The organism is Tautonia sp. JC769 (assembly GCF_040717455.1).
In the GTDB taxonomy this organism is placed as follows: Bacteria; Planctomycetota; Planctomycetia; order Isosphaerales; family Isosphaeraceae; genus Tautonia.
In genome coordinates this window covers 21,665-47,075 of record NZ_JBFEFH010000007.1, presented here as the reverse complement: position 1 = coordinate 47,075, position 25,411 = coordinate 21,665, and the positions used below count along the sequence as shown (strand labels likewise).

Annotated in this window: 16 protein-coding genes; 3 read left to right on the top strand and 13 right to left on the bottom strand. The window is 67.3% G+C overall.

Features of this window, described 5'->3' with window-relative positions:
- Positions 1-3: 3 nt before the first annotated feature.
- From AB1L88_RS09415 to AB1L88_RS09390, 6 genes are all read right to left on the bottom strand, one after another.
- Complete coding sequence (locus AB1L88_RS09415; RefSeq protein ID WP_367096395.1) at positions 4-1,284, bottom strand: DUF1501 domain-containing protein; 1,281 nt, start codon at positions 1,282-1,284, stop codon at positions 4-6.
- Positions 1,285-1,333: 49 nt separating this feature from the next.
- Entirely contained in the window at positions 1,334-2,962 is a 1,629-nt protein-coding gene (locus tag AB1L88_RS09410; protein ID WP_367096394.1) for a DUF1549 and DUF1553 domain-containing protein, read from the bottom strand.
- Between the two features lie 301 nt (positions 2,963-3,263).
- Entirely contained in the window at positions 3,264-5,420 is a 2,157-nt protein-coding gene (locus AB1L88_RS09405; RefSeq protein ID WP_367096393.1) for an ABC transporter ATP-binding protein, read from the bottom strand.
- A gap of 394 nt (positions 5,421-5,814) precedes the next feature.
- Positions 5,815-8,040, bottom strand: coding sequence for a site-2 protease family protein (locus AB1L88_RS09400; protein ID WP_367096392.1), 2,226 nt, complete (start codon positions 8,038-8,040; stop codon positions 5,815-5,817).
- A gap of 224 nt (positions 8,041-8,264) precedes the next feature.
- Positions 8,265-9,263, bottom strand: a complete 999-nt coding sequence (locus AB1L88_RS09395) for an efflux RND transporter periplasmic adaptor subunit (RefSeq protein WP_367096391.1) — start codon at positions 9,261-9,263, stop codon at positions 8,265-8,267.
- 81 nt (positions 9,264-9,344) lie between these two features.
- Entirely contained in the window at positions 9,345-11,462 is a 2,118-nt protein-coding gene (locus tag AB1L88_RS09390; RefSeq protein ID WP_367096390.1) for a biotin/lipoyl-binding protein, read from the bottom strand.
- Positions 11,463-11,950: 488 nt separating this feature from the next.
- Between AB1L88_RS09390 and AB1L88_RS09385 the strand changes: the two genes are divergently transcribed.
- The 3 genes from AB1L88_RS09385 to AB1L88_RS09375 all read left to right on the top strand — a co-directional run bounded on the left by AB1L88_RS09385 (position 11,951) and on the right by AB1L88_RS09375 (position 14,345).
- Positions 11,951-12,529, top strand: a complete 579-nt coding sequence (locus tag AB1L88_RS09385; RefSeq protein WP_367096389.1) for a hypothetical protein — start codon at positions 11,951-11,953, stop codon at positions 12,527-12,529.
- A 5-nt stretch (positions 12,530-12,534) separates the two neighbouring features.
- Entirely contained in the window at positions 12,535-13,620 is a 1,086-nt protein-coding gene (locus tag AB1L88_RS09380; RefSeq protein WP_367096557.1) for an NAD-dependent epimerase/dehydratase family protein, read from the top strand.
- Between the two features lie 194 nt (positions 13,621-13,814).
- Complete coding sequence (locus AB1L88_RS09375) at positions 13,815-14,345, top strand: hypothetical protein (protein WP_367096388.1); 531 nt, start codon at positions 13,815-13,817, stop codon at positions 14,343-14,345.
- Positions 14,346-14,470: 125 nt separating this feature from the next.
- On the opposite strand, the gene AB1L88_RS09370 is transcribed toward AB1L88_RS09375, so the two are convergent.
- The 7 genes from AB1L88_RS09370 to AB1L88_RS09340 form a co-directional block, all read right to left on the bottom strand.
- On the bottom strand, positions 14,471-15,724 hold the full coding sequence (locus AB1L88_RS09370) for a hybrid sensor histidine kinase/response regulator (protein ID WP_367096387.1): 1,254 nt from the start codon (positions 15,722-15,724) through the stop codon (positions 14,471-14,473).
- Between the two features lie 5 nt (positions 15,725-15,729).
- Positions 15,730-16,593 carry a response regulator gene (locus AB1L88_RS09365; protein WP_367096386.1) on the bottom strand — a complete coding sequence of 288 codons (864 nt, stop codon included), beginning with the start codon at positions 16,591-16,593 and terminating at the stop codon, positions 15,730-15,732.
- A 413-nt stretch (positions 16,594-17,006) separates the two neighbouring features.
- Positions 17,007-20,387 carry a hypothetical protein gene (locus AB1L88_RS09360; RefSeq protein ID WP_367096385.1) on the bottom strand — a complete coding sequence of 1,127 codons (3,381 nt, stop codon included), beginning with the start codon at positions 20,385-20,387 and terminating at the stop codon, positions 17,007-17,009.
- A gap of 211 nt (positions 20,388-20,598) precedes the next feature.
- Positions 20,599-21,519 carry a M28 family peptidase gene (locus tag AB1L88_RS09355; RefSeq protein ID WP_367096384.1) on the bottom strand — a complete coding sequence of 307 codons (921 nt, stop codon included), beginning with the start codon at positions 21,517-21,519 and terminating at the stop codon, positions 20,599-20,601.
- Positions 21,516-23,330: an arylsulfatase gene (locus AB1L88_RS09350; protein WP_367096383.1), complete on the bottom strand. Its 1,815-nt coding sequence runs from the start codon at positions 23,328-23,330 to the stop codon at positions 21,516-21,518. Before AB1L88_RS09350 ends, AB1L88_RS09355 begins: the two co-directional genes overlap by 4 nt.
- A gap of 16 nt (positions 23,331-23,346) precedes the next feature.
- The gene (locus tag AB1L88_RS09345) at positions 23,347-23,925 is read right to left on the bottom strand and encodes a nucleoside triphosphate pyrophosphatase (protein WP_367096382.1); all 579 of its coding nucleotides are present in this window, start codon (positions 23,923-23,925) and stop codon (positions 23,347-23,349) included.
- A 46-nt stretch (positions 23,926-23,971) separates the two neighbouring features.
- Complete coding sequence (locus AB1L88_RS09340; RefSeq protein ID WP_367096381.1) at positions 23,972-25,264, bottom strand: Gfo/Idh/MocA family oxidoreductase; 1,293 nt, start codon at positions 25,262-25,264, stop codon at positions 23,972-23,974.
- Positions 25,265-25,411 lie beyond the last annotated feature (147 nt).

Here is a 25,411-nt window from a genome sequence, read left to right as displayed (position 1 = left end):
AGATCAGATCAGTTCCGTGATCGGCGAGCCGCCGTCGACAACCTTCATCGGGCGTCCGAGGGGGGTGGTGTACTCGGTATCGACGTGGATGCCGAGGGCCGTGCACATGGTGGCGATGAGGTCCATGACGCCGACCTGGCGATCGACGACGTCGATGCCGTCGGAGTCGGTCGCGCCGACGACCTGCCCCCCCTTGATGCCGCCGCCGCCGAGGGCGACCGACCAGCTCCTCGGCCAGTGGTCGCGGCCGCCGTTCTGATTGATGCGGGGGGTGCGGCCGAACTCGCCCATCCAGACGATCAGGGTGTTCTGCAGCATGCCGAGGCGGTTCAGGTCGGCGATCAGGGCCCCCATGCCCTTGTCCAGTTCGGGCAGGCGCTGCTCGCGGAGGATGCGGAAGATGTCGTCGTGATTATCCCAGCCGCCGAGGCCGACCTCGACGAAGGTCACGCCGGCCTGGACCAGTCGGCGCGCCATGAGGCAGCCGGAGCCGAAGCCGGAGCGGCCGTAGGCGTCTCGGATCGCGTCGGGCTCGTCGGAGAGGTCGAAGGCCCGGGTGTAGGCCGAGTTCATCATCTTCATCGTCTTGCCGTACACGTCACGGTGCCCGACGGCCGCCGCGCCGCGGTTCTGGGCGATGAAGCGATCCTCGACGAGGCCGAGCATCTGGACGCGGCGGTTCAGGCGGGCGGTGTCGACCCTCGGCTTGAGGTTCTCGATCTGCCCGTTCGGGTTGCCCACCACGAACGGCGCGTGGGACATGCCGAGGAACCCGGCCGACTCTCCCGGCCGGTTGATCGAGACGAAGTGGGGCAACGGGAAATCATCCCCGAGCCGGGTGCCCAGCTCGAACGAGCAGACGGACCCGAAGCTCGGATGCACGACCGTCGGGTTCGGCTGCCAGCCGGTGTGCATCAGGTAGGTGCCGCGGTCGTGGTTCCCCTCGCTCGTGCTGAGGGACCGGATGAGGCTCAGATGCCGCATCTGCTGGGCGACGGTGGGCAGGTGCTCGCTGATCCGGATGCCGGGCACGCTGGTGTCGATCGGCCTGAACTCGCCCCCGTTGCGAGGGCTCTCGGGCTTCAGGTCCCAGGTGTCGAGCTGGCTCGGGCCGCCGCCCATCCAGAGCAGGATGCAGTGCTTCTGGTTGCGGCGCATCTCCTGAGCGTTGGCGCGGAGGGCCCCGAGGAAGCTCGCCGCCGGGACCGCCATCGAGGTGGCGGCCAGGTGCCCGAGGAAATGCCGCCGAGACATGCCTTGAGGAGTTCGCAGGCGATCGAGCATCGGTCGGTTCCTCCCCTCGTCGGGTCGGTTCGGGGCCATCGGGAGATGATCAATGGTTGAGGATGAATTCGTTGGAATTGAGCAAGGCCCAGAAGATGTCCTCCATGACGGCGTTCGGGTTGGGGCCGCTGCGGAGCATGGCCTGCGCGGCGCCGGCCTCCTTCGAGCTGGGAGGGCGGCTCAGCGCGGCCAGGTAGAGCTTCTCGACGACGAACTCGGCGGAAGCCTTCCTGCGCATGGCCTCGTCGAGCAACTCCCGCAGGAAGCTGCCCGGCTTGCTGCTGGTGGCCTCGTCGATCAGGTCGCCGTTCATCATCATGAGGGCCTGGGGGATCGTCCCCTGGAAGCTCGTCCCTTCGCTCGTCTCGTCGTTGCCGAAGGCGAAGGTGAACTGCCGGAGCCAGCGGTCGCGGCGCGCGTCGGAATTGCTGCCGCCCCCGGCCTGATGGGCGCGCGTGGCGGTCAGGAGCGACTCGAAGAGCTGCTCGGGCGTCAGGGGCTTGAGCGTCATGTGGCTGAAGTAGGTCTCGTCGCGCTCGTTCGCCCGGGTCCGGACGCTGGAGAGGTGATAGGGCTCCGAGGCGGTGATCCACCGGATCAACTGCTTGATGTCGTAGCCGGACGCCTTGAAGTCTTCGGCCAGGCGTTCCAGCAATTCGGGATGGCTCGGCGGATTGTGGTCGCCGAAGTCGTCGATCGGGTGGACGATCCCCCGGCCGAGGAAGTGGCCCCACATCCGATTCACGAAGGCCCGGGCGAACTGGTCGTTCTCGGGTTCGGTGATGAAGGAACCGAGTTCCTGGCGCCGGTCGACATCGGTTTCCTGGCTGATCTTGCGGCCATCGAGGTAGGTCGGGAAGGCGATCCGGATGGTGCCGTCGCGGCGGTCGTAGCGGGCGAAGGCGTCGGTCGGGTCGTCATAGAGTTCGTAATAGGCGGTCTCCTCGGCCCCGCTCGCAGCGGTCCGAGAGACTTCGCGGGATCGGACGCCGCGGAAGAAGGCGTTGATCCCCCAGAAGTCGGCCTGCTTCCAGTCGTTCGACGGGTGGTCGTGGCACTGGGTGCACTGGATCTGCTGGCCGAGGAAGACCCGGGTCGTGATCGAGGTCAGGGGGACCGCGTCGAAGTCGAGGTGGGCCAGGGCGAAATTCGTCGCGCCGTTCTCGGGGGTGTTCGGCCCGGAGGCGGTCACCAGCTCGCGGGCGATCTCGTTCCAGGGGTCGTTGGCGGCGAACCGGGTGCGGAGCCAGGCCCGCAGGGCGTTGCGGTTGACCTGATTGCCGGCGTCTCCCCGACCGATCAGGACCACCGACCAGAAATTGCCGAAGTTCTGGGCGTAGTCCGGATGGTCGAGCAGGTACGAGACCAGCTTCGCTCGCTTGTTGGCGTCCCTGCTCTGGAGGAAATCCGAGGTTTCCTTCAGGCTCGGGATGCGTCCCAGGATGTCGAGATAGGCCCGCCGGAGAAATTCGCCGTCGGTTGCCCGTGCAGACGGCTTGACCCCGGCATCATCCCACCCGGCCCGAATCCAGGAGTCGATGGCCTCGGTCGTGGATCGATCGAGCCGAGTCTCGTCGTCGGCGAGGGCAGGAGCCACGCAGAGCACGAACGCCGCTGCCACTCCGGACAGACAGAGGCCCGCACGGACCCTTGATCGTTCCCGTCGGCTCGTCGTCATGCGTGGCACTCCTCTCACACTCCCACGCCGAGAGTTCGGCGAGGAGGCGGTGTCAGAACCAAGGGGCGGGCGCAGTGGGGTTGCAGCAGAATGGCATGTGATGCGGTCCACGCACGATGGGTCGTACGGCCTGAAGCGGCCGAGGTCATCGTGACCGGGTGCAACCGAGACCCTCAATCAAATTGTACGCAAAGGAAAGACCCGTGTGACAGGGGTCTTCCATCCGATCGCCCGTGCAATCGCCGGGTCGGCCGACCGCGGCGGTCGGCTCCGAGGATGGGTACCGCTCGCCGACCCGGCGTCAGGCACTTTCCCGGTGATACTGCAAATCGAGCAGGCGACGATAGAGCGAGGAGGTCCGTCGCAGTTCGTCCTCGGTCCCCACGGATTCGATCCGCCCCTCGTTCATCAGGACGATCCGATCGGCGAACTGGAGCGAGCCGAGGTTGTGGGTGATCAGGAAGGTCGTGCGCCCCCGGGAGAACTCCTCGATGGCGCGGCGGATGAGGGCCTCGTCCTGGATGTCGACGGCGCTGGTGGCCTCGTCGAGGATCAGGATCGCCGGGTCCCGGAGCATCGCCCGGGCCAGGGCGATGCGCTGCCGCTGGCCGCCGGAGAGGCCGGCGCCGCGCTCGCCGATGATCGTGTCGTAACCGCCGGGCATGCCGGAAATGAACTGATGGGCGTAGGCGCGACGCGCGGCGGCCTCGATCTGCTCCCTCGTGGCGAACGGGCTGCCGTAGCCGATGTTCGCGGCGATCGAGTCCTCGAACAGGATCGTCTCCTGGATCACCATGCCGATCTGCGACCGGAGACTCTTCAAGGAAACCTCGCGCAGGTCGTGGCCGTCGATCCGGATCGCCCCGGATTCGACGTCCCAGAACCTGGGCAGGAGATTCATCAGGGTCGACTTGCCGCAGCCATTCGGGCCGACTAGGGCGATCGTCTCGCCGTGGCGGACGCTCAGGGTCAGCCCCCGGAGGACCCGGGCCCGGTCATCGTAGGAGAAGTGGACGTCATCGAACTCGATCTGCAAGCGGTGGGGCCTGATCCGAGTGGCCCCCGGCCGTTCGACGACCGTCGGCTCGCGGTCCATCAGGGCGCAGATCCGGTCGGAGGCCGCCGCGGCCCGCTGGATCTTCGAATGCACGTTCGAGAGTTTCCGCAAGGGGTCGGACACCCCGGCGAGCATGACGTAAAGGGTGAGCAATTGCTCGATCGTCATCGGCTCCGATGCCAGTTGGAGCCGGAAGAGGCCGAGGTCGAGGAACCGCGACTCGCGCAGGACGAGATAGGCCCCGGACATCAACGCGATCGAGACGGTCGTGAGCGCGAGCAGTTCCAGGACCGGGTCGCTCATCGCCTCGATCGTCGCCACCCGGACGCGCTTCTTGTAGAGCGCCTTCGATTCGAGATAGAACCGCCGCCGCTCGCGGCGTTCCATCGTGTAGGCCTTGACGAGCTTGATCCCCTGGAAGGTCTCCTGGAGGATCTTGTAGATGTTCGACATGCTCTCGAGCGACCGGCGGATCGCCCGCTTCATCAGCTTGCCGACCTTCACCGTCGTGATCGCCGAGACGGGGACCAGGACGAGCGCCAGGAGCGTGAGCCGCCAGTTGAGCCAGAGCGCCCCGCCCAGGCAGGCGATGATGCGCAAGGGCTCGCGCACGACCTTGCTCAGGAGGACCACGAGCCCCTGGCTGACCGAGTCGAGGTCGCTCGTGAACCGGGCCATCAGGTCGGCCGATCCTTGCTGATTGAAGCTGGCCAGGTCGAGCGCCAGGGTGCGGCGGAAGAAGCGCTTGCGAATGTCGAAGATCGAGAGCTGCATGATGTTCGCCACCAGGAATTCCTGGCCGAACATGAACACGCCCTTGACCGCCACCCCGACCATGACGAGCGCCAGCAGGACGGTCAGGGTCCGGAAGTTGTCCTCGGGCAACCAGCGATCGACCCAGGGGGCCGCCGCCTCGAACCGGGCTTGCCAGCCTTCGGCCCTGGCCATGTCTTTCTGCCAGGAGCGTTCTCGGCGTTCGAGCGCCGACGGCCCCCCTTCTTCCATCAGGCGAGAGGCGTGGCCGAGCTCGTCGTATCGGGCCTCGGCGAGTCGGTAGGCCCGGGTCAGCTCCGCATAGCGTTCGCGTTGCGCCTCGGGCAGGGTCGGCTTGGGGCCGACGGAGGTCGCGTGGAATTCCTCGGGGACCTCGTTGAAGTAGAGGTTCCAGGCGGCCTGATAGCCGGCCTTGATGTCGTCGACGTACGCGTCGTCCACCCCCGCCGGCCCGGCCCGGCGGACGACCTCCAGCTCGGCGAGGCGTGCGCGCACGGTCTCCGCGTCGATCTCGTAATGTTCGATCTGATCGGCGACCCAGGTCTGGACGTTCTCGCCGCCGAGCAGGATCTTCAGCAGCGGGAAGACCGCCCCCAGCTCCGTGAACCAGAGCAAGGCGACCATCATCGCGCAGCCGATCGACAACATGAACCGGCCCCGATAGGGCCAGGCAAACCGTACGAGACGGGCGAAATTCTTCATGAGTGCGCCAGACCGTCGACGTGAAACCCTCGGGCGTCCTTGCCGACCCCGACCGCATTCGATGCGCAGTTCCCCACGCGCGGTCGGGGCTGGGGTCGTGCAAGGTGTACCACCCTCCGTCGATCCTGGCAATCCGACTTGCCTCGGAATTTCCCGGCCGCGATCGCGCGGGAAGGGTCCTCACAAGGCGACCGCGATGCGTCACGCTCCCGGGGCCGAGGCGCGGCGAAAACCGCCGAAGGCCGGCAGGCTCCCGGGGGGAACCGACCGGCCTCCGGCGGTTGGTCGTGAACGGGTCTCGTCTCCGGATGCAACCTGCTCAGAGGACGAATCGGAAGGTCTTGGTGATCGTCCGCCAGAGCCACCAGCCGAGGGTGGCGGTCCCGCCGTCGATCTTGGCCATGCCCCGCTGGCCGGGGTGGAGGGCAAGCTCGGAGTTGTCGATCGGGATGATGATCTCGTAGACCGTCGTCAGCGGGCGGGCGCCCCCCGTCTCCTGGTCGGGCTGCGTGGCGATCTCGCCGCCGGCGAGGTTCGAGAGCTCCGGGGGGATCTCCTCGCGGTTGCGGCGGGCGATCTCCTCGACGTGGCTGATGATCGTCTCGTGCGACTTGCCGTAGATCTTGACCCAGGCGGTCGCCTTGGCATCCTCGGAGTCCTGCTTGATCAGGTCGATATCCGATTGGTCGATCAGCAGGTGGGCCTCGAGCTGCTTCGGGTCGCCGACCTCGCAGAAGAGGTCGCCGGGCCTCATGAACGAGCCGGTCACCTCCCGGTTGGGGATGCCCATGACCACCCCGTCCTGGCCGGCGGTCAGGACGAGCTTACCTTGCTGGTCGATCGCCACGTTGAGCTTCGGCTGCAGGTCCTGCTCGATCATGTTGACCGTTTCGAGGTGCAGAACACGGTTCAGCGGGTTGTTGCCGCTGGTCTGGTCGTAGACCCGCGCCTTGACCTCGTTGACCTGGATCTCCTCGTTCAGCTCGCTGACCTCGCGGAGCAGGTCGAGGTTGCTCAGGCGGGCGATGACGGTGCCGGGGGTGCCGTCTTCGCGAGGGCCCTCGACCGGCTGATTGTCGCGGACGTCGATCGAGACGAGCCGGCCGGGCACCTCGACGTAGATGCGGTCGGGCTTGGCGGGCGTCAGGACGAGCGTCCCCTTGATCCGCAGCGGCGTCGGGATCAGCAGGATCAGGGCGATCACGGCCGCCGCCACGGCGAAGCAAGCCGCCGCTCGGACCTTCTTCACTTTGCGCATCCTCCCGGGTTGGCGGACGAACTTGACGATCTGCCACATCGGCATGAACAGGAGCGGCACCAGGGCCCCCATCGCCAGCATTGCGCTGATGACCCGGAGCTTCGGCGGCAAGAAGTGGTAGAGGAAGAAGATGATGCTGAAGGTGATGAACCACCGGTAGAGGTACGACGCGATCGCGTACGTCACGAACAACGCGCGACGCGATCGCGGCATGTAGCTCTGGACGGGGACCTCCAGGCCGAGCACCTTCTCCTGGAACGCATAGGTGAAGAACTGGGTCGACTTGATCCGGAGGTTCGGGATCTCCAGGTAGTCGGAGGCGACGTAGTAGCCGTCGTACCGCAGCAAGGGGTTCGCGTTGAAGAGGATCGTGTTCACCGAGCAGATGAACATGGTCGAGAGCATCAGGCTGTTGAACAGGCCCGGCTGCGTGTTCCACCAGACGAAGGTGGCGAGGGCAGCGAGGAAGCACTCGACGTAGATCCCCGCCCCGGCGATCCAGATGCGTTTCCACTTGTTCGGCAGGAGCCAGCTGTCGGTCACGTCGCAGTAGAGCGCCGGCGTGAGCACGAGGAAGAGGATGCCCATCTCGTGGACTTCCGACCCGTAGTGCTTGGCCGTCAGCCCGTGGCCGAATTCGTGGATGACCTTCACGATGGCCAGGCTCAGCCAGAGCGACGGGAGCGTCCGCCAGTTGAAGAAGCTCTCAAACGTGGGCAGCTTGGTGGTGAACATGTCCCACTGGGCGAAGACGAGCGTCAACGCCGCCAGCATCATCCCGAGGCTGAAGACCACGAAGTACGACGTGAAGAGCCACCGGAAATAGGGGTACATCCACGTCAGCAACTTCTCCGGGTCGATGATCGGGATCTTGATGTAGAGGATGTTCGCGGCGGTCTGCTTGATCTTCTTCCAGCGGTTCTTCTTCTTGCGCTTGACCAGCGCCTTGGCCTGGTCGGGCGTGTCGACCAGCACGAGGCTCGCCTCGTGCAGCTGGGCGACGAACCGGAGCAGATCCTCGACGGTGATGGTCTGGGGGCGGAACTTGCGCTCGAAGGCCCGCTTGATGTCCTGGAGGGTCTTCTTGCCGTCGAGCTCCTGGAGCAGGAAGTACTCCTCGGACTTGAACCGGAAGTACTTCAGGGCGATCGGGTCCTTGATGACGTAGTGGGTCACGCCTTCGTAGGGGACCGGCTGCACGACGAGGTCGGGCCGCAGGCGGGCCGTGAGGTATTCGGCCGCCTGACCGGCGGGCACCGAAGCGGATTGGCTGGGATCTCGGAGCATCGGTGAGCGGCCCTTTGTCTCGGCAATCGCGGTTCGAGCGGGGTCCAGTGCCAATCCCCTCCCCTGCAACGTCGGCGGAGAGGGTGCTCAGGTGCCAGGGGGGCCTGGCCTTCGGTCGTCGGCCCCCCACCCGGCGAGCGGTGTCCCTCTCCCGGCGGTCGCCCGGGGAGGAACTGCCATGAACAGCTGCGACGGATGGCGTCGCCCGGCGTCGAGCGGGCGGCTTACTGCGCCAGGTTGGCTTCGGGGTTCGCCCGGCGGCCGAGCACGGGCGGGGCGGGCGTCGGATCGGGGGTCACCGGCAGCATGTCTTCCGGAGGGGCGGGGATGAGGTTCGCATCGTCGGTCAGGTAGACCGTCATGTTGGCCTTGTGGCCGACCCGCAGCTCCTTGGCGATGTTATTGATGATGTCCGCCTTGATCTCGACCTCGGCGCTGGTCTTGGCGAAGGCGAGTTCGGGGCTGATGTAGACGATCCGGCCGCGGAATCGCTTCTGGGCGATCGGGATCTGCTCCCCTTCGATCACCGGCTGGACGTCCACCACCATCCCCTTGCGGAGCTGATAGGCCATCTCCAAAGGGACGTAGCCCTGGAACCGGACGCGGTCGGTCCGGGCGACGTGGACGACCGGCTCCATCGCCTGCACGGCCTCGCCGGGGTACTTGATCTGCTGCAGGACCTCGCCGTCGAACGGCGCGAGGATCTGGTGCTCGGCGACGGCCTCCTCGGCCATCTTCAGCTCCTGGGCGGCCTGCTGGAACTTGGATTTCTCTTCCTTGAGCTTGGCGTCGGCCACCTTGAACTGGGCCTGGCGCAGCTCGTATTCTTCCTTCGAGTTGATGTCGCGGAGCCGATACGCGCGGGCGGCGTTCGTGGCGGCGACTTCCCGCTCGGCCTCGGCCATCTCGATGGCGGAGGTGTCCTTGGCGAACATCTCGGCCTTCGTCTGGGCCAGCTCGGCCATCGTCGAGTCGAGGTAGGCGACCAGGTCGCCCCGCTTGATCTCCTGGCCGATCGACTTCTCGATGTGCCGCAAGATCCCCTCTCGCCGGGCGGCCAGGGCGGCCCGCTCGATCCACTCGATGTTGCCCGGCACGACCAGGGTCTGCACCTGGCCGTTCGAGGCGATGCCCGGCTGCTGCGCCCGGGCGTGGGTCACCATCGGCGCCGAGAGGCCCGTCAGGAGGGCGGCGGTCAACGTGGTTTTCACGATCGTCTGCATCTGCATGGCTCGTGTCTCCGCTGGAAGGGGCCAAGCGTTCGATGAGGGTCGAGGAGAGAACAAATGCCGGAACGTGCCTGATCAACTCATGAACGGCCAGCGGAACAGGACCGTTTCGTGGAAGGCATTGAGGACCTTCCGGAAGACGACGTAGGCCATCCGCTCGTCGCCGCATTCGATCCGGGCCCGGACCTCGGCGCCCGATCGCAACCCGCGGTCGGTATTCTGGCTCCGGGCGATGATCTGATCACGCACCTCGTCGCTGAAGCCGACCGTGATCTTGACCACGTGATCCCCTTCGATCGTCTCCGCCCTCGACGCGATCCGGCGGACATAGCCCGGATAGCGCTTTTCGGGGTCGGTCGCCAGCACGAAGTAGGCCTTCAGGGTTTCCTCGGGAGGGGCGTCGCCCCGGGCGATCCGTTCCTTCAGCTTCTGCTCGGCGGCGAGGATCGGCGCCATGTCGTCGTCGGTGACGTTGACTTCCAGGATCCAGTCGCCGCTGGTCGAGGCGACCGAGACGAGTTCCTGGCCGATCTCGACCGGACGGCCCAGCAGGTTCTTCCGGACCTCCCAGCTCACGACCATGCCCTCGTGCGGGGCGGTCACGTTGAGCTGTTGCAGTTGTTCTCGGATGATTTCCAGTTGTTCGGTCGCGCTCTCGTAGCGGATGCGGGCCTCTTCCTGCTGGCCGGCAAGAATGGGCCGCTCGTTGTAGTCGGTCGTCTGGTTGATCCGCCGTTCGAGCGTGGCGGCCTGGGCCCCGTAGAAGGAGCGGTCGGCCTGCACCTGTTCGAGCTGCTTGAGCAGCTCCTCGCTGTAGAGGGTCACCATCGGGTCGCCAGGCTGCACGAGGTCGCCGTGCTCGACGTGAACCTCGGCCACCCGGGCGGACAGGGGTGCATACGTGTTCCGGCGTTCTTCCGGAAGGATGGAGCCTTTGCCCTCGATCGTCAGTTTCCAGGGAACAAACGCCATCACGAGCACCACGCCGGCGATGACGCCCAGAACCGCCGCGATCTTCGCCAGGGTCCGACCCCGGAGGACTCGCCAGGGAGACCCCATGACCTTGAGCAACGGCTTCAGGAAAATCCGGTGATGTTCCTGGGCGTTGTAGAGCGCCGTCGAAGCGTGCCGGGAGACGACCTCGCTCCGGGCGTGAACGTCGGTCACGATCAGCTCGTCGCCGATCTGCTCGGCCACGACGCAGCCGAAGGGGACCTTGTCGGGGACCTTGCCGTCCTTGGTCGGCTCTTCGGGGCGGTGCAGCAAGGTGATGATGACGGCCTTCGAGCCCGACTCATCGACGTAGATTTCCAGCGCGTCTCGGATGTCGGGCGGGAACCCTTCGGTGTCACCCGTGTAGACGAGGTCTTCGCCCGACTTGATCACGAGCTTGCAGAGCTTCGTCAGCTCTCGGATCAGGTTCGAGCGCTGCTCGACCACCTCCTGCCCGCTGACGGCCTCGACCATCGTCCGGCCACCGATCTTCAATGCGACGCTCAGGCGGTCGCAGCCGATCAGGCGTTTGCCGTCGTTGGCCACGGCGAAGGCGGTTTCTTGCAGGTCGAGCGAGCCGTGAATCGCGTGGGTGAAGCCTTCGAGCTGGTTCCACAGCTTCTGCTGCGACATCATCTGCCGCATCTGGCGATTCTTCAGGTACTGCGCCGCCAGGTCGCAGAGGTCGCCGACGAACCGGAGCGTGCTCTTCTGAGTGGCCGCGCGTCGGGTCGGATCCATCAGGATCTCGACCAGGCCCACCACCTGCTTGTCCACGACCAGGGGGGCGAGGATCAGGGCGAAGGCCGTCGGATTGCCCGCCCCGGGCACCCCTTCGATCGTGGCCCCCGGAGGAATGATCTGGGCCTGCGCGGCCTGGAAGATCGTGCCGAGCAGGATGTCGTGCGGCTGGGTGCGCACCCGGCCGTCGAGCAGGCCGGTCAGGTGGAACTCAACATGGTTCTGGAGCTTCAGCGTGCCCCGATTGTCGAGCATCCAGAGCGCGCCGCCCGAGGCGGCCACCGCGGCGACGGCCCGGGTCAGGAACTCCTGAGAGAATTCCTGCGGCTGGATGTCGGAATCAGCCAGATCGGCGATCTCGGCGACGAGCGTCCGGATCTGGTTCTTGGTCTGCTCGAGCAGGCCGGGATCGATCGGCTGTTGCTGCGGCTCTTGCGTCTTGGTCGTGTCTTCGGCCATTTGGCAGCCCCGAGGAGTTAGGCGTTCGCTCTCGAAGTCCGGCCGACCCGCGCTCGTGGTCTCGGTCCCAGGCGTTTCCCGACAAGGGGGGCCGTCACGCCGAAGCACTACCCGTTTTGCAAAGGGGGTAGACCCGGCTACAGCAACGGGACGCCTCCGCCTTCACCCTTCCCGGAACTTTTTTCCGGATCGTCCCGAAAATCCTGGAGCCGACTCCGAACCCCGGCCGGATCGAACCGCTCGCCGCCCTGCAAAGCCACGGATCAGGCCTCACGCAGAGGCGCAAAGACGCAGAGAAGACGGGGATGCGCGACGCATTTCCTCGCTCGCTTCTCTCTGCTCTCTGCTCTCTTTTCTCTGTTCTCTGTTCTTCGCTCTGCGTCTTTGCGCCTCTGCGTGAGGTCCGCTCAGATCTGCTTGCACCCCGGCCTCATCCGCCGGTATCCTCCGACGATCTCCCGACCTCCCCGCCTCCGAGGCCCGAGCCGATGCAACCCGAGGTCCCGCAGCCTCCCCCCCGGCGACGGTTCTCGTTGCTCGACGTGATGATTCTCGTCGCGACGATCGCCCCCGGCCTCGCGCTGGCCCGGGTGATGCAGGAAGAACTCCCGAGGAACTCCTTCCTCCGGAGCGGTCCGTTCGAATTAGTCTGGAACGCGATACGCTACGGGATCGCCCTGGCGACCCCGGTGCTCCTCACGATGACCCCGGGTCTGCTGGTCCTCAGGCTCTTCCGGCCGAGGCGTGACGGGAAACGGCTCTGGCATTCCCGAGGGGCACTGAACCTCGCGGTCCTGTCGGCCCTGATCCCCGTGGGCGGCTTCTCACTCTGGCTCGTCATGCGTCTACCCGGCAGGCCCGGTTCTATACAGATGCTCTTCCTCGTGCTGTTGCTGCCGATGCTGCTCGGCGCGGCCGCCGGTTCCATCGCCATTGGCTGCAAATTGCTCGGCCTCCGGGGCCGATCGCTCGACTGGATCGATCGCCTTGGAAGATTCTGGGGATGGCTCTGGATCGTCGTCGCCTTCACCAACTTCTGGACCTTCTTCTGGACCCTCCTGCATTGACCACGATGAATCCCTCCGGCGGCTCGAGCGATCGCCCCTGCCTCGTCACCGGCGCCACCGGCCTGCTCGGCAGCCACATTGCCGAGCGGCTCGTCGCGCGCGGAGAGCCGGTCCGTGCCCTCGTCCGATCGACCAGCGACACGAGCTTCCTCGAATCGCTCGGCGTCGAGCTGGTCGTCGGCGACCTGACCGACCCGGAATCGTGCGCCGAGTCCCTCAAGGGCACCCGGGTCGTGTATCACGCCGCCGCGAAGGTGGGCGACTGGGGGACCTGGGACGAGTTCCAGTCGGCCTGCCTGGATGCGACCGAGTCACTCGCCCGCGCGGCGATCGCCGCCGGGGTCGATCGCTTCCTGCACATCAGCTCGACCAGTGCGTATGGCCATCCCCCCCGGACCGGCAAGGCGATCACCGAGGACCACCCGCTCGGCGTCGGCCTCTGGTGGCCCTGGGATTACTACACGATCAGCAAGGTCGAGTCCGAACGCATCCTCTGGCGGCTGGCGAAGGAGGAAGGGCTTCCGCTCACCGTCATCCGGCCGAGCTGGCTCTACGGCGAGCGCGATCGGACGACGGTCGCCCGCATGATCCATCGCATGCGAGGGGCCGGCATCCCCGTGATCGGCCCCGGAGACAACCCCTTGAGCGCGATCTACGCCGGGAATGTCGCCGACGCGTCCATCCTCGCGGCCGAGGACCCCGCGTCGGTCGGCGAGGCGTACAACATCACCGACCAGGGGCCGATGACCCAGCGCGAGTTCATCCAGTACTTCGCCGAGGCCGCAGGGGCCGGTCCCCCTCGCTGGTATCGTCGGCTGCCGCACTTCTACCCCATGGTCTTTGGCGGAGCGTTGGTGATCGAAGCCTATGCTCGGCTCAGGCAATGGCCGAAGGCGCCGATCATCACCCGGTACGCGACCTGGCTGATGGCCCGGCGCATCTGGTACAGCACCGAGAAGGCTCGATCGCGGCTCGGCTGGACCCCCGTCGTCGGCAACGCGGAAAGCATTGCGCAAACGGTTCGATGGTTCCTCGATCAGGACTCCGAGCATCGCGACCCGCTGGCGGTCGCCACTCCCGATCGCTCCTGAGTCATGCGGAGACAATGGGGGCGTGAGCGTCGGCCAGGGCATGATCTGCTCCGTCGCCGGGTTCTCTCCGATCAAAGGGAAACGTGGCGTAGCGACGTGCTCCGTTCGCGTCGTAGAATAGGAGCGTCCTACTGGTTGTCGACGAGGCAAGAGTCTCCTTGGCGATGCCGATCGGAGACGGAAGGGGAACAGCGATGGGGCTCAATCCGGAGACGACCCCGGACCCGACCGATGGCATCGCCCGAGCGGACCTGGAGCGGGCCATCTCGATTTATCTCGAACGTGCCTACCCTGACGGGACGTTCCCCGAGGCGGTGCGCCGACGCCTGGTCTGGCGAGAGGCCCCTGGACCGATCCCGCTGCACGACCGTCAGATTTTTGAAGCGTCGAGTTCCGGACCCGAGGGATCGCCGATCTATGCGGTCCGCCTGGGGAATGCGAAGTATCCGCACATGAAGCTGCAGGTGCAGCCCTGGCCCTCGGAGGCCGGGTTCTTGCTCTCGGTGAACTCGCACGATCAGGTCGCCCCGCCGGATCCGGCATCTCCCGAGGCAGAAGCCTTTCGAGCCTTGCAGGCGGCCAACCAGCAGTACAAAGAACAGATCGAATCCGCCTGGGAAGCAGCAGGATTGCCCACGTTCCTCAGCTACCTGAAGCATTACATTCAGAACGAGGAAACCAAGCTCGAAGACCCCGGACCGGCGATTCCTGACGATCGGGGCTGACCCGACGACGCCAAGAGGGCCTCACGACGCCAAGAGGGCTTCGGCTCATTCTCCTCGATCCGGCGTGGCGTGGCGTGCGGTCAACGCCGGGCCGATACTCCGGTCAGTCCCGAGTCCTCCGTCCCTCAGTCGGAAGACATCGGCCCCGGGGGCTCGTCTGCCTCGTCTGAAAGGGAGGAAGGTTGTGGGTGGCGAGGCAGTTGGATCCGGAAGCGAGATCCCTTCCCCGGCGTGCTTTCAAAGGACGCAGAGCCGCCGTGCATCTCGGCGAAGGTGCGGACGAGGCTGAGCCCCAGGCCAATCCCGCGCTTTCCGAACTGGAAGTCGCCGGACGAGTGGTGCATGGTGTCGAACCCGGTGAAGAACGGCTCGAAGACCAGGTCTTGCTCGTTCGGGTCGATACCAACCCCCTCGTCGCAGACCTCGAAGGCCACGGCATCGTCTCCCGCCGGGCCGGCCCAGACCCGGATCACCCCTTGATCCGGGGTGAATTTGATGGCGTTGATGACCAGGTTGGACAGGGCGTCGGCCACCTTCCCCCGATCGATCTCGGCCACTCCCAGATCGGGGGCCAGGTCCAGCTCGATCTGTTGCTGCCGGGCATCGAGATACGGGTGGACGTCCTCGATCACCCGAGAGACCAAGGGCGCCAGCTCGACCGGCTCGGCGTCGAGCATCGGCGCCAGGCGATCGGCATGCAGCAGCTTGATCATCCGCTCGACCGTCGATGCCAGCCGGCGTCCCGCGGCGAGGATGCGCTCGACCCACCCGCTCGTCAGGTCGTCCGACTCGGCCGCGCTGCCCTGGGTGAGCTTCCAGAGCTCGGCCATGCCGAGGACGATCGTCACCGGGGTGTTCAGCTCGTGGCTCGCCACCTCGATGAAATTCGACTTCAGCCGGTTCGCCTCCTGCAAGCGGAGGTTCGCGGCGCGGAGTTCCTCGATCAATCGCTGCTTCTCGACGATCAGGTTGCGATGCTCGATCGCCTGGCGGATGACCGTGGCCAGCTCTTCCGGGTCCCAGGGCTTGGCGATGTATCGGAAGACGTGCCCCTCGTTGATGGCGTCGATCACGGCCTTCAGGTCGGCATAGCCGGTGATCAGCAGTCGGGTGGCCTCGGGTCGGATGACCCGAGCCTGGCTCAGGAACTCGACCCCGGTCATCTCCGGCATCCGCTGATCGGACATGATCACGCTGACCGGCTCTCGGCCCAGGATTTCCAGCGCCTCGGCCCCCCGGCTGGCGGTCAGGACCCGGTAATCGAGCCGGAACAGGTCGTAGAGCGAGCGGAGCACCTCCGGTTCGTCGTCGACGACCAGGAGCACCGGGCGGCTTCGTCCGGAGGCGGGGATGCGACGCTGGGTGACGGCCTCGGCCACGGCTTTCACGCCTCCTGGCCGGCGCGGTGGTCGGGGACCGCGTCGGGGGGGAATCGCTTGGTCAAGGTCACCTCGTTGCCGGCCTCGTTGTGCCGCAGTTCATCGAGCATACCACGGGAGATGAGCAAGCCGAAGCCCCCCTCACGCAATCCCATCCGCCGACGGACCTCCAGGTGGGCCAGCGGGTTGTCCCGGTCCGCGGCGTGCGGCAGCATCGCCCGATCGAACCCGGAGCCCTGGTCGCGGATGCAGATCTCGACCCGGTCCTCGAACACCCGATAACTGATTTCGACGGGCAGATCAACCTGCATGCGGTTGCCCCACTCGATGGCGTTCTGGCCGATCTCCAGCACCGCCTGCTGCAGATGCTGGACCTGTTCGATCGTCAAGGGGGTCGCCCGGTAGAGCCCGACTAGGAAATCGTTCACCTGGCGGAGGAATTTCGGGGCGCTATCCAGCTCGATCAGGATCTCCCCCCGGATCCGTTCCCGGTCGGCCATGCCCCGCCACGACCGGGCCGAGTCGATGGCCTGGTACAGGTCGCTCGGCCCGTAGGGCTTCGTCAGGTACGAGTTGGCGCCCACCCGGAATCCGAGCCTTCGGTGCGAGTCGCCGTGCAGGGCCGTCACCATGATGATCGGCAGGCTCATGGCCTCGGGGATCGATCGAATCTGCCGGCAGACCTCGAAGCCGTCGATGTCGGGCAGCATCAGGTCGAGCAGGACGAAGTCGGGCCGATCGGTCCGGACCGAATCGACCCCGGATCGACCATCGAACGCCATCCTCGGCTCGATCTGGTGAAGCCTGAGGAACGACGCCGCCATCTCGGCCTGGTCCGGGTCATCCTCGACGATCAGGGCCGTCTCCATCGTCGATAAGACTCCGCGGGAACGCCGGGACGAGGGGAATTGTTTGGTGGACTCATCCCCGAGGGTTGACACGATGGCGGCTTGAGCCGAGCACCACGGCTCCGGGCTGCCCCCCCGCCAGGCGGATCGGGACGGAAAACGGGCGTGCCCCTCCCTGAGCTGAATGCCGCTCGCGTCGAGACGACGGTGCTCATCAACGGGATCGCCCTGACGCGTCCCGGGCTCAGGAACGGGACGAAGACGCCCCCGTCCGCAATCCTCTGAAAATCCTATGCCGACAGAGCTTGCGAGTCTAGCCTGGAACGCCCGGCCGAAAGCGCCCCGATGCCTCCGGCGCGAAGCCGATCAGAGGAGGCTCCTCCGGTCTCAACTCCAGCACAACGGTCGGGGGAACGGGACTCGCCAACCGCGCCTCAGTCGCGGCGAGTCGGACGAGGTGCGCTGCCCACCGGCCCCGTGGGGGGCCGATCCGGCTCGACGGGAGGGGTCCCCTCGAACGGATCGGGGGCGGCCTCGATCGACTCGGTCGCTCCCGGCAAGGCCCCGAGCGCCGGGCCGGTGGACGGCGAGACCGTCGCCCCGGGCTGCTCGGCCCGCTCGATCCGGAGATCGTCGAAGAAGACCTCTCCGCTGGTCGCCGCCAGCCCGAGCGTCACGGTCACCTCGCCATCCTCGGGGGCCCTGCGATACAGCACGATCCGGCGCCACTCGGGCAGGGCCGAGAACTGGCGATATTGCATCAATTCCCCGCCGATCGAGTCTCGGACGATCACCCCGCCCCCGCTCCCGGGGGCCTGGAAGACGGGCATCTTCACCAGGACCGAGATCCGGAGGAACTCGTGCTGCCGCACGGCGACCGGAGGCGTCTGGATGGCCACCGTCGGCTTGTCCTGCACCGGCGGGAAGGAATCGATCGACTCCCCCTCGGCGGGCTGGATGCGCAGGCGGAGGAGCCGCTCGCTGTCCCGGGCGTTGCTGCCGGGGTCGGCCTCGATGTCGATCGCCCCTTCCAGGCCGGGGACCTCGTACCCGACGCTGGTCCATCCCTCCCGAACGTAGAGCTCGGGGTCGGCCTCCTCGAACTCGCCGCTGGGCAGGAGATTCCGCCCGAAGGGGTACGTCCGGATCGTGCTGGTCCAGAACAACTCCAGCTGGGGCAGGGTGTTGAAGCACATCAAGGGGGGGGCCGAGATCGGCGTGAGTTCGAGCTTCACCCCCGGGTCGTGAGGGAAGACCGTCGCGTCCTTCAGGTCCTTCAAGGCCCGGACGTGATGCTGCTTCATCAAGATCTGCAAGGGGCGGACGACGCGCCGGGCGTTGGCGAACGCGGTCTCGGCCTCGCCTCGCGAGAGCCCGGCCCGGGCGGCCCGGAGTTGCTCCTCCGCGATCGCCAGGAGGGTCTCGCTCCCCTCCACGTCGAAACCGTCGAGGACCAGTTGCGAGTGGGTCTCGACGATGGCCTGCCGTTGCAGCTCGGCCTGTTCGATCGCCAGCTCCGCCGCGATGGGGGCCCACGAGGTGATCGTCTGCTCCAACTGACGGATCATGTCCGTGTTGGGCGTCAGGAGGATCCAGGAGGTCGCCCCGAAGTCGGTCAGCGTGATCTCGATCCCGCCGGCCACGCGCTTCCGGTCGAGGTTCCGGATCCCCCCCAGGGTGATCTCCCAGGCGGAGACGTTCGTGTGCCCGGGGACCGTGAATCGCAATTCCTTCTGGGCAAGCTGGCCCGGGACCCACTGGGCATCCCAGTCCAGGTTGCTGACCAGGAGCAAGGTCCCTCGGCGGTCGGGTGTGGTGAAGCCGACGGCCTGGATATGGCCGATCGCCCCGACTTCATCCTTCTGCGGGGCATCGCGCCGGTTGTAATTCTCCTCGATGGGCCGGCCCGACTCGATCCCCAGCGGGGGATAGACCGGGTAGGAGTGGATCGTCCCGACGTTCCGGGCGAGGATCTCCTGGAACAGGTCGATCTCGGCATTGAGCAGTTGCAGCTCGATCAGCCGGGCGCGGCCCGAGGTCCGGGTCAACTCGGCATCGCCCCGGAAGCCGATCCCCCGGTATCCGGCCGAGATCGCCGCCGCCGTGGCGATCCGGATCTGCTCGGGCAAGATCTGCGGCCGCCCCCACGAGGGCGGCGGGTCGGACCCGTAGATGGCCCGCTGGACCTCGGGCGGGGCCGACACGGGAATCCAGGTCCAGAACAGGGCCTCGACGTTCGTCAGGCCCGTCAGGTCGCGGCGCAGGGACAGGTAATTCAGGTAGTGGATCGGGTGGGTCATCGTCCCCCAGGGAGTCCCGTGGGCACCGACCAGATCCATCCGCCCCGGGCGGCTCGTGTAGAGCGCGTGCTCGCCCGCCACGTCGCCCGTCGTCAGATTCGAAACGGCCGAGTCCGAGCCGGGTTCCTGCACCGAATCGACCGCCGCCCGCACGCGTTTCAGGGTGGCCTGGCGATCGCTCCAGAGGTCCTGGCCCCCCAGATTTTCGCCGAGATGCCAGAAGGCGACCGCCTCCCTCCGGGGATAGGAGCCGATCGCCGTCGACAGCGCGGCCGCCTCGGCCGCGCCGAGGAGCGAATCGCCGAGCATCGGCATCAGGAGCATCCCCGCATCGACGGCGCGGTTCACCTGCTCGACGGACGTCCCCGGCCGGACCGCGTACACGTCGAACCCGAAGCGCCGGAGCTCCTCGGGTGAGGCCCCGGGGGCGTCGATGATCGTCGGCATCCACGGGAAATAGGAGCGCAGCGGCTCGTCGAGCAAATCCAGGCGATTGCGATTGAACCGCAGTCGTCCCCCGGCGAGGCTCGCGTCGGCTCCCGGTGAGGAAAGGTCGGGGCCGAGTTCCGCCGCGCCATCCGGGCCCTCGGAGGCCGGCCCGGGCGGGGGCCCGGGCCGGCCTGCCATCGCCTCGGGGTCGACGGGGGCGATGCGCAGGGCATCAACCAACACCTCCGACTCTCCCGCCCCGCCGTACAGGTTCAGGACAATCCGATCGAGGTAGGCCCCTTCCATCCGGACCTTCTGGTTGGTCTTGAGCCGGAGGATGCGGGCCTGGCGTTCGACGTTCGAGGGCAGCTCGCGCAGTTCCAGGCGTCGCCAACGGCCCGACTCCTCGTACAGCGTGCCCCCCACGTTGACGTAGAACGGCTGGCCGGTTTCCGGGTCGAGGTCGCTCGGCAGGACCACCCGGCCGATGATCTGGACCCCCGGGCGGTTCGACCTGACGTAGATCGAGGCCCGCAATTCCTCGGTGATCGGCAGCTTCGGCAGCGGATAACTCGCGTAAACGCCGCTGCCGGGGCCGGCGACGAACTGGAATCGCTCGCTCGATCCCTCGAACGCCCCTTCGGCCGTCCGGTCGTGAACACGCATCTGAAGGGGGGCGTCGGCCGCCTCCTGCCGGAAGGCGACGCGATCGTCCTCGAAATCCTCGGCCAGCGTCCCGATGGTCTGGCTCGGCGGCTCCTCGATCGGCTCCGGGGGATCGACCCGCGAGGATTCCGGCGCGACCGGGGCGCGACGCTGCGTCGGGGTCGGCATCGGGGCCGCCGCCGGACGCCCGCCGGGGTCGCCTTCGATCGTCGGGGCGGGGACCGGGAGATCCGGCAATTCCAGGCTGGGAGGCTCGGGGACCTCGAACGTCTGGCCGCTCGATTCCGGGGCTCCCGCCGCGACCAGCGTCAGCAGGAGCGTCAGACGCAGCCCGAGTCGCGCGGCGGCCCCGACGATACTCGGCCGATCGCCACCGACCGGGAGTGCCTGCCGCGAATCGCTCCCGAGGGAATCGCTCATGACTCCGGGCCTCCCTGCCGTTGAAGTCGGTCGGTCTTCGCCCCGATCCCCCGATCCTCCGGGGACGGCGAGCATGGCCCAGGGACAGCCTCGGCGAAGACGCTCGGCGGCTGGTCCGGTCCGTCCTGGGGCCGGGACGCGAATTCCGCGTGATCGTTCAGGACGTGCTGGGCCTTCCGGGACGTTTCCGGAAACGTCGCGAGTCGCAACGTTACTCTCGGCCCTCCGGATCGAGAAGGCCAGTTTTTCCCGCCCACTCGGGGCCCGACCCCCACCGGGCGAGCCACTCCAGCACGACCCGGCCCACGTCCGCGATCGCCCCGGCATCGCAGGCTCCGGGCAGGTCATCGAGCGTATGCCACTGGGGGTAATCGAGATCCACCAGCGCGATCGCCGGCACGCCGATCCCGAGCAGCGGCAGGTGATCGTCCTCGACATAATGCCCCCAGTCGTCCGAGAATCGCGACGAGCCGCGCGCCCGGGCAATCTCCCAAAGTTCCTCCGTCAGCCAGGTTGCATAGTCTCGCCCGAACCCCTCCCGACAGAGGCTCATCCCTCGGCCTGCAATCATGTCGAGCACGATGGCCGCCTCATAGCATGGGCCGCCCGCCTGCTCCTGCTGGCGGGCCCGGAGCGCAAACTCGCGGGAGCCGAGGCAATACTCCCCGACCTCGTCGAACACCAGCTCCTCGGCGTCGAACATCACCAGGTCGACGCCCGGCGACCCGGGCAGCTCGTCCAGGTGCCTCGCCAGTTCCAGCAGCGCCGAGACCCCCGAGGCCCCGTCGTTCGCCCCCAGGAAGGGGCCGAGGCGGCGGGCCGGGTCTCGCTCCCGGTCTGCCCGCGGTCGGGTATCGCCGTGCGCGCCGATCACGACGCGATCGGACCGTCCCGGCCGCCACGAGCCGACGACGTTCGCCAGCCCGACCTCTCGCCCCGAGAGGGGGTGGACCCCTCGAAACTCCTGGAGCGTCACCTCGGCCCCCCGCGCCCGGAACGCCTCGGCCACGATCCCCCGCTGACGGTCCATCGCCTCCGACCCCGCCGGCCTCGGCCCCAGGTCGCAGAGTCGGATCAGGTCGGACATGGCCCGATCGCCGTCGAAGCGGTCGGCATACGCGGACGGGCTCATGGTCCGACGCGCTCCAGGACAACCCCTTTCAGGTCCATCACCCCGGCCCCGGGGACCTCGACGGCTCGGATCGTGAGCGCTTGCCGACCGGCATCGAGCGGGATCACGCCCGGCGAAAAATCGCCCCAGAGTTTCTCGAAGGCTTCCCCTCGCCAGTGCCCCTGATCGTTCGGGGAGCCGCGCGGGACCCGGTCGGGGCTGGGGATCGGTGCGGGGTCGTGCGCCTCGGCCAGCACCCCTTCGACCGCTGCCCCGCCCGCCTCGACCCGCACCCGGGCACCCAGATTGGCCTCGGGGGCGGTGTAGCGGAGCGTCACCCGGTAATCCCCCGGCCGGAGCACGTCGAGATCGAACCGGATGCGTTGATCCGTCCGAGTCCAATCGGTGAGCCAGTCGTTCGCGTAGCCGTGCGTGGCCCACCAGCGGATGCCCCCGTCGAAGGTGGCGTCGGGGCCGAGCAGGGTGACGATCGGCCGATCGGGATGGCCGACCGGCACCGGGATCGTGCCGTCCCAGCCCTCGGTCACATCGGCGAACCAGGCGTCGTAGGCGAGCGCCAGGGCCCGGGTCCGCTCGGGATCCTCGGCGGCGATGTTGCGCCGTTGGCCGGGGTCGGCGACCATGTCGTAAAGCTGCTCGGCGTTACGCTCGCGGACGTAGCGAAATCGCCGGGTCCGGACCGAACCGGGCAGCGGCGAGCCGTCCTCGGGGATCGGGCGGCATTGATTGGTGAAGAGCATCCGATCGGGCCAGTCGGGCTCGAAGCCGTCGAGCAAGGGGACGAGGCTCAGCCCGTCGAAGTCGACCCCTTCGGGCGGTTCGACCCCGCACAGTTCCAGCAGGGTCGGCATCAGGTCGATGTGGGCGGCAATCTGCCCCACGGTCGTCCCCGGTCCGAGCCGTCCGGGCCATCGGAGGAACATCGGGACGCGCGTCCCCCCCTCATGGACGCTCCCCTTCCGGCCCCGCATCCCGCCGTTGTAGCGGTCGGAGTTCGGGCCGTTGTCGGAGAAGAAGACGACAATCGTTTCCTCGGCCAGTCCCAGCGAATCGAGCGTGTGGAGGATGCGAGCGATGTTGGCATCCACCTGCTCGGTCATGGCATAGACGGAGGCGAGCTTGGGGTCGAGCCCTCGGTCCGCGTACTTCCGATAGAAGGCGTCGGGGACCTGGTCGGGACTGTGCGGGACGTTATACGGGACGTAGCAGAAGAAGGGCCGATCGCGGTTCCGGCCGATGAAGTCGATCGCCGCGTCGGTGAGGATGTCGCTGACGTACCCCTCGGGCTGGATCGGCCGGCCGTCCCGCTCCAGGAGCGGATTGAAATAATTGTTCAGATGACCGCCGCAGAATCCGAGGAATTCGTCGAACCCCTGGCCGTTGGGGTGCATCGGATAATGCCCGCCGTTGTGCCACTTGCCGAAACACCCGGTGGCATAGCCGGCGTCTCGCAGGGCCTCGGCGAGGGTGACCTCCTCGCTTCGCATCGACTCCAGGCGATGCGTGACCCAGGCGGTCCCGGTGCGCAGGTGATCCCGCCCGGTGAGCAGGCTCGCCCGGGTCGGCGCGCAGACGGGGCTGACGAAGAACCGATCGAACCGCACCCCCTGACCCGCCAGCACGTCCAGCGTGGGCGTGTCGATCGCGGGGTTCCCGTGGCAGCGGACGTCCCCCCATCCCTGGTCATCGGTGAGGATGATCAGCACGTTCGGCCGCCTCGGCGAATCGTCGGCCGTGCCCGGCCCCGCGGCCGTCAGGGCAGCCAGCGCGATGACCACCGGCAGGGCCTTGCCTCGGACGTGATCGTTCATCGAGTCGGCTCCGGGGTCAGCGATCGGCGAGGATCGACGGGTGGTCACGCATCAACTGTTCGAGGCGTTCCAGCGGCAGGCCGACCACATTCGACCAGCTCCCGGACGTTACGGAGACGATCGGGTCGTCATCCTGCACGCCATAGGCCCCGGCCTTCCCCTCCCAGTTGCCGGAGTCGAGGTGCGCGATCCGCTCGTCTTCGGTCATCTCGCGGACAAGCACCACGCTCGTCTCGACCGCGCCGATCCATTCGCGGCGATCGGCGCGGTAGAGGCAGAGGCCGGTCAGGATGGCCACCTCGCGCCCTTCCTGGGCGCGAATCATCCGATCGGCGTCCCGGCGATCGGTCGGCTTGTTGAGCAGGCGACCATCCAGCGCACAGGTCGTGTCGGCCGCGAGAACCAGACCCGACCCCCGCCGCGAGGCGACCGCGTGGGCCTTGCGCCAGGCCAGCTCGGCAACGTAAGCGGCCGGGTCGACCGGCCCCTCGGGTTCAAGCTCCTCGACCCCGGAGGGATCGACCTCGATCGAGTACCCGGCCTCGGTCAGCAGTTGCCGACGCCGGGGGGATGCGCTGGCGAGGATCAATCGCATGGCTCGGGGTCGGCTCCGGGGTTCGAGGAGTGCAAAAGGAACTGGATCAGACCTGATCCGGGATACCGAACGGTTCGCGGTACGATCGGCGCGTCAGGCTCTGGGCCTCGGAATCGTTGAGGATTTCCTCGGTCGTCGGGTCGAGCGTCAGGAACCCTCGGCCGGTCCGGGCCGTGATGTTGATGAGGTGGGCCAGGGCGGCCGAGTGGTGCCCTTCCTCGATGTCGGCGTGGGGCCGTCGGCCGGTCGCGATCGCGTCGAGGAAGTCCTCGAAGTGGGGGCGGTCGGAGAACGGTTCCGACTCGACCGGGATCTCCTCGTTCCCCTCGAACAGCCGCCATCCGGATCGGCCGATCTCGATGCGGCCCTCCGTGCCGTAGAAGATCACGCCGTTCTCGAAACCATTCTGAACGTAGGGGGACCAGTCGCGTTGCTCGAAGACGAGGATGGCCGGGGTGTCCGGGAAGGTGAAGGTGGCGAAGGCGGTATCCGGGGTCTCCCAGTGCGAGTTGACGGCCTTGAAGGCGGTGCTGGAGACGGTGCTGGGCATCCCCACCCCGAGGCCCCATCGGGCGATGTCGAGGTCGTGCACGCCGTCGTTGCCCACGTCCCCGGTCCCATAGTCCCACTGCCAGTGCCAGCTATAGTGGAACCGGTTCGGGTTGAACGGACGCTCGGGGGCGGGGCCGAGCCAGAGGTTGTAATCGACACCCTCGGGCGGCTCGCCGTCCTCGGCCTCGGGCAGGTCGGGCCGATACTGGCTGTTCCAGGCCTTGGCCTGGAGCACCGTGCCGATCCGGCCGGACCGCAAGACCTCCTCGATCACATGCCGATAATGCGGCGTGCTGCGGCTCTGCGTGCCGACCTGCACCACGCGGTCGTACTTCCGGGCGGCCTCGATCATCTTCCGGCCTTCCCAGAGCGTATGGGAGGCGGGTTTTTCCACATAAACATGCTTGCCCGCCTGGCAGGCCATGACCGTCGCCGGGGCGTGCCAGTGGTCGGGGGCGCCGATGACCAGGGCATCGACATCGGGATCGTCGAGCACCCTTCGGAAGTCGGTCACCGCCTCCGGCTCGGACCCTTGCCGCTCGGCGATGGCCGGGACCGCCTGGCCGAACAGATTGCTGTCCACGTCGACCAGGTGCGTGACCCGCGACCCCGGCAGGGCGGCGAAGCTCTGGGCGAGCCCGCCTCCCCGGCCCCGGATGCCCATGACGGCCAGGTTGACGCGATCGGAGGGGGCGGCCTTGCCCGATCGGCCCGGCAGGAGGGTCAGGCCGGCGGCGATCGCGGCCCCGGACTGTCCGAGGAAGGCGCGGCGGTTCGACTCGGTCATGGCTCGGGCTCCGTTCGTTCGGGGAGGAGAGATCAGGGGAGCATGTTCGGCTCGGCGGAGGCTCATCGGGTACTTTGGAATCGGCGTTCGTTCATGACGAGCAATCGCGTCGGTCGATCCGACGCTTCCGCATCGTAACCCGATCGG

Bases quoted from the DNA above. Each gene is read 5' to 3' on its own strand.
- AB1L88_RS09415 (WP_367096395.1), bottom strand. From the start codon at position 1,284: ATGCTCGATCGCCTGCGAACTCCTCAAGGCATGTCTCGGCGGCATTTC.
- AB1L88_RS09410 (WP_367096394.1), bottom strand. From the start codon at position 2,962: ATGACGACGAGCCGACGGGAACGATCAAGGGTCCGTGCGGGCCTCTGT.
- AB1L88_RS09405 (WP_367096393.1), bottom strand. From the start codon at position 5,420: ATGATGGTCGCCTTGCTCTGGTTCACGGAGCTGGGGGCGGTCTTCCCG.
- AB1L88_RS09400 (WP_367096392.1), bottom strand. From the start codon at position 8,040: ATGCTCCGAGATCCCAGCCAATCCGCTTCGGTGCCCGCCGGTCAGGCG.
- AB1L88_RS09395 (WP_367096391.1), bottom strand. From the start codon at position 9,263: ATGCAGACGATCGTGAAAACCACGTTGACCGCCGCCCTCCTGACGGGC.
- AB1L88_RS09390 (WP_367096390.1), bottom strand. From the start codon at position 11,462: ATGGCCGAAGACACGACCAAGACGCAAGAGCCGCAGCAACAGCCGATC.
- AB1L88_RS09385 (WP_367096389.1), top strand. From the start codon at position 11,951: ATGCAACCCGAGGTCCCGCAGCCTCCCCCCCGGCGACGGTTCTCGTTG.
- AB1L88_RS09380 (WP_367096557.1), top strand. From the start codon at position 12,535: ATGAATCCCTCCGGCGGCTCGAGCGATCGCCCCTGCCTCGTCACCGGC.
- AB1L88_RS09375 (WP_367096388.1), top strand. From the start codon at position 13,815: ATGGGGCTCAATCCGGAGACGACCCCGGACCCGACCGATGGCATCGCC.
- AB1L88_RS09365 (WP_367096386.1), bottom strand. From the start codon at position 16,593: ATGGAGACGGCCCTGATCGTCGAGGATGACCCGGACCAGGCCGAGATG.
- AB1L88_RS09360 (WP_367096385.1), bottom strand. From the start codon at position 20,387: ATGAGCGATTCCCTCGGGAGCGATTCGCGGCAGGCACTCCCGGTCGGT.
- AB1L88_RS09355 (WP_367096384.1), bottom strand. From the start codon at position 21,519: ATGAGCCCGTCCGCGTATGCCGACCGCTTCGACGGCGATCGGGCCATG.
- AB1L88_RS09350 (WP_367096383.1), bottom strand. From the start codon at position 23,330: ATGAACGATCACGTCCGAGGCAAGGCCCTGCCGGTGGTCATCGCGCTG.
- AB1L88_RS09345 (WP_367096382.1), bottom strand. From the start codon at position 23,925: ATGCGATTGATCCTCGCCAGCGCATCCCCCCGGCGTCGGCAACTGCTG.
- AB1L88_RS09340 (WP_367096381.1), bottom strand. From the start codon at position 25,264: ATGACCGAGTCGAACCGCCGCGCCTTCCTCGGACAGTCCGGGGCCGCG.